This is a genomic window from Photobacterium lucens, from assembly GCF_009873615.1.
GTDB lineage: Bacteria > Pseudomonadota > Gammaproteobacteria > Enterobacterales > Vibrionaceae > Photobacterium > Photobacterium lucens.
Genome location: NZ_SSMG01000183.1, coordinates 1 through 4,791 on the forward strand (window position 1 = coordinate 1; position 4,791 = coordinate 4,791).

A 4,791-nucleotide genomic window follows, 5' to 3' on the forward strand; every position below is an offset into this window, starting at 1 on the left:
TCATCAGTAGCGCCAAGGAAAGTGTTATCAAAGGTATCAAATTCAAACACAATGGATGGTTGAACACGCTGTCCACCAAAGATATTGTCAACACCGAGTCCGCCACCAAAATCCCCCACCGCATTTAAATCACGCGGATCAGCAGAGAGGACAAAGGTCATCCCATCAGCGCCAGCTTCACCCGCAGGCCCCCCTGTGTTGGCACTGCGATCACCGAGATATACCGCCAACTCTGCGTACATGGTGCGGTTTAAATCGATATAGCCCAGGCTCCATAAATACCCTGCCTGATTCGGTGTACTCGTTGTCACGATATATTCACCATTGGCGGCAAGGTAAGCATCCCCCCCTTCATACACCACAGGTGCATCACACACATTAGGCTGTAGCGTGTTAGTAATAACCGGGGTCACTACATCGGTATCATCTTCACCATTACCAAACCCATTGTTCGGGGTGGAATCAATATCATTGATACTCGCTTGGCTGATTTCAGCATTAATCGCAGGGGCTGTTAATGACTGCGGTGCTAAGCGGATCACCGCATAATCATTAAACCCAAATCCCACCGTACCCACATCTAAAATACCAGTGACCGGATCATAAGTTGTAATTTCAGTCATCCCATCCCCGGCATAAGCTTTAACAAAGCTATAACCAGCAGGAATAGGTAAATAAACTTGGGTATTTAAAGCGAGCGTCGTGCCCATATTTTCAACACTGACCACCACATTAAATGGGATCCCCAAGGTCGCATTAACACTCGGCTGCATATCAAGCATTAAGGCTAAATCACCCGGTGGCATCAGTGAGATAGGGTGATCTTCCACTTCCCCATCACCTGAACTACCCGTGGCAAGATTACAGGTTTCACCACTGGAACAAATCCGTAAACGGGCAAAACTATCAAAGATTTGCACATCCGCAGGGACGGTGAAATTCAGAGTACTGTTACCAGAGGCGGTCACGGCAACCGTGGCAGTTTCATCGTTACTGAACACCCCATCAAGGTCAAAATCAATCCAACCATAGAGATTATCGTTACCCGATGTCACCACAGGTACAGTAAGGGCAACATTATCCCCCCCTGTAAGTACCGTGGTAATCGACGGTTGAGTAAAGCCATCTTCATCATCAGGGGTTAAGCCATTAGTATCATCCCCGTTAGCGGTAGCTGTTGGTTGACCATCATTTTCATTATCGGGGTTGTTAGCGCCTAAATATGGCACACCAATGTCAGTTAGGTGACGAGGACCATCATCCACCAATTCAGTCGCATAACCATCAACTATGGGAGCATCAGCCCAATCCAATGGTAAATCAGCGAAACGACAGCGAGCACCATCATTTTGCGAGGTTGAAGCATTCATCTGAGTAAAATCAACAGCAACATAGCTATTTGCTGGTAGTGTAGGGTTAGATATATCAATCCGAACAATACGACCAGGGCTAGGGTTTTGAGAGGCATATAAGAAGCCTTGATCATCAAAATACACAGCCCCCCAACCAACACTTGTAACACCCTCAGTGCCAACTGAGCCTAAATTGGTTCTCGCCCCCGTCGTTGGATCGAAACGTACTAAACTTCCTGATGGTGTTAATGTATACAGCATATTATCAACAGGGTTGATTGCCATATCCGCCATTACTGGAGCAGAAACCGCTATTTCTGCTATTTGCTGTAAATAGGTCGTACTATTAGGATTTACATCAATTTTGAATAATGATGTACCGCTACTTGTCATTAATAACAGCACTCCATCATCATCGATATCGCCACTGTTATAATTACCAACCGTCATCGTACTGCCAGTAATAGGGAGTACAAAAGCATTACCAGCCCCATCAACCATCAACACGGTATTGTCATTATTCGTATTATCACCAAATAATGTATTAGTAATAACGTTATAGCCAGTACCACCAAATACCCCAGTTCCACTTGGTAATACATCATTAAATAATGGTGTCACTACACCTGTTGCGAGGTTTACACCAGTAATGTCTGTTGGATTGTTTCTTAATAGATAGGCATCAGAACTACACGTAGGATAAGGTGTGATCGCAAAATCGCCAAAGTTCACATTTGATACTACACCAGCAGTAACAGAGACTACATTTGCAGAACTAGAGTGAAAGTTATTAGGATCGCCAATAGTGCCACCAGAATAAGCACCTGTAGCTGTATTTAATGTTGATTGTGTGGGTGGACAGGTCGGCGAGGCAATATTAGTTTCATTAATGGCTTCATAAACTTGGTAAGTACCAGCTACACCTCCAGAAATAGTGTATGCTCCCGTCGTTGCGTCCGCATTTGTAGCATAACACTGCCCAGTCGCTGTATTATAGGCGACAACAGGAACAGCAACTCCTAATCCAGATTCACCACCATCCTTCGTACCATTTGTAGCAGTACCACCACCACTACCATTATCATTAAATACAAAACCAGATATTTGGGGAGCGACGACAGTAAGTAAATAATCCTCGACTTCACCATCATCTGCTGCACCATTGGGAGTATTACAATCAGCATCAGAACAAACACGAGCTCGAAGATAGGTATTACCTAAAGTCGCTGTCGAGGGAATCGGAATAGGATAACTCTGCGTTGAAGAGGTTGCTGCAACATCAGAAATGACTTGTTCACTAGCATCATTCCAATCGCCATCTTGGTTCCAATCCACCCACGCATAAAGCCTTAATCCAGTTAACGTTGATTCTGGATCTTTAGTTATAGTGACAGAAAGATTATTACTACCTCCTCGAATAAAACTTCCCGTCCATGACACACCATCTTCATCATCAATATTATCAAGATCATCAGCTGTAGCTGCTACATTTTGTAATGTTCCATCATTACCTGCATCATCGCCATCCCATAACGTACCTAATGTAATATCAACCTGAGTATCTGAATCTGTATCCACAATAGCGTGGCTTGCACCGTTATTAGCATCTAATGTTTGATAATCACCGTTACCCGTTGCCGCTGATGTATCAGGTGCATCACCATAATCCTTTTCAGCGAACACCTCAGCTTCTGTTCCCTGTATCCCTAAAGTAAAACCATTCCATGTTTCATTACTTTGACTTGTCCAAGATACAGTTGAAAATGCAGCTTCTTCTGTAAAGCGAATACAACCATGTGGCTCCCCACTTGTCGCATTTAATTGGTATTGTGGACCAACGATTTGCTTAATAACGTTACCACACCCCCAATAACCACAAGCATTCCCATTACCCGTTTGACTTAGTATTTCAAAGTCTCGATCAAATGAATACCCGTTACCATTTAAACTCACAAAACAAAAAACAGGATTAGCAATAGGTTCTGAAAATGTCAGTGTATTTACACCCTGCCTAGATAATCCAATAATTTCACTAGCTGTAGGGATATTATCTACGAAACTACTGGTAAAAGGCGACGTCGCAGGATCTCTTGCACCACCTTGGTTAACCCAGTAATCGGTACCTGTTCCCGTTAAAATAAAGCTATAACCATTAGGTTGTGAGTAAGAAACAGTTACTGTCGAGCTTGCTGTAATAATTTGCCCTGATGCAGTACCTGCTCCAGCATTTCCCGATTGCCAATCTGTCCAATAAATAGGAACTGCAAACAAATAATGAGAAAACATAGCGATAAATAATATATATATTTTTCTTAAATATCGAAAAATAATATTCATATCACTCCCTCATTATTAATCAAATATACTAAAAAAAGAATATCAATATCAAAAACAAGATTATTATAAAAAATACATAAGAATATTTTCCATTGAAAACAATCCTATATTAATCAATAGCAAGTTCCATTCCTTTTAAATAAAACCAACGTCTAAAAACAATTAACCAGTGTCCTTTGGTTAATTGTTTTTATTCCAATTATTGAATAGACACACGGTATACTACTGTGCCCGACTCTCCTGCCGCCAAGCTCCCTGTCATTTCCCACGTAATATTGCCTTGATAACCAGAACTATTGGTGCCATCACTGGTAACAGCATTACAAGTTAGTGAAGCTGGTACTGTCCCATCACTGCACTGCACCGTCTGTGACAGCTCGGTAAAATCCGGGGTTGAATCAAATATCTTCACATCGGTGAGATCACCAACGCCCATGTTGGTAAAGGTCACTACGTACTCCACAACATCCCCAGGGCGCCCTTGGTTACTGGTAGTCACTGGACCGTTTTGGGTCACATTGCGTACCGTTTTCTCTAAGCGTAATTCCCCTGAACCACTGAATATCGCCCTGACAGTATCTTTATCCAACACAAGGCGGGTAATGCCATGCCCTGTGCCCGTGGTATCAGCAAAGACCATGTTCGCTTCTATGTCATAGTGATAATGTGCATTTAAGGTCGCATTGGCCGGTACCGTCACTTTGCTCAGTAAACAAATCGTACTGTTGCCACTCACCGCTACCGGGTTCACCACTTGTGCTTCCACCCCATTTAATGTGCCATCACAATCCACATCGTGATACAACACAGTACTCCAGGCGGTGTTTGTCGGTGACGTGCTTGGATTAATCACATTGAAGTTCACGTTACCTGCGGTGGCGGCGGTAAATTTATGCGGGAAGAACACCACACTCCCCGGGGTCGCTTCACTGAAGTTATCGGGCTCCATCCGTGGCTCGCGCACTTTACCAAAATCTAAGCCAAAGATTTCATCCCCGGCACTGGCATTCACTGCCATTTGACTGTCTATCACACTGTTACTGCTCACTTGGGGGATCAAGGTAACATCCGCTTCACTGATATCGATCCAATCTGCTTGTTT

At 43.4% G+C, this 4,791-nt stretch carries 1 protein-coding gene and 1 pseudogene; both read right to left on the minus strand.

Features of this window, described 5'->3' with window-relative positions; all coding sequences use genetic code 11:
- Positions 1-3,689 (minus strand): GEVED domain-containing protein (locus tag E5A76_RS08740; RefSeq protein WP_262383646.1); only part of this gene is annotated, 3,689 nt, incomplete at its 3' end.
- Between the two features lie 199 nt (positions 3,690-3,888).
- A pseudogene (locus E5A76_RS08745) lies at positions 3,889-4,791 on the minus strand (DUF11 domain-containing protein); the annotation flags it as partial.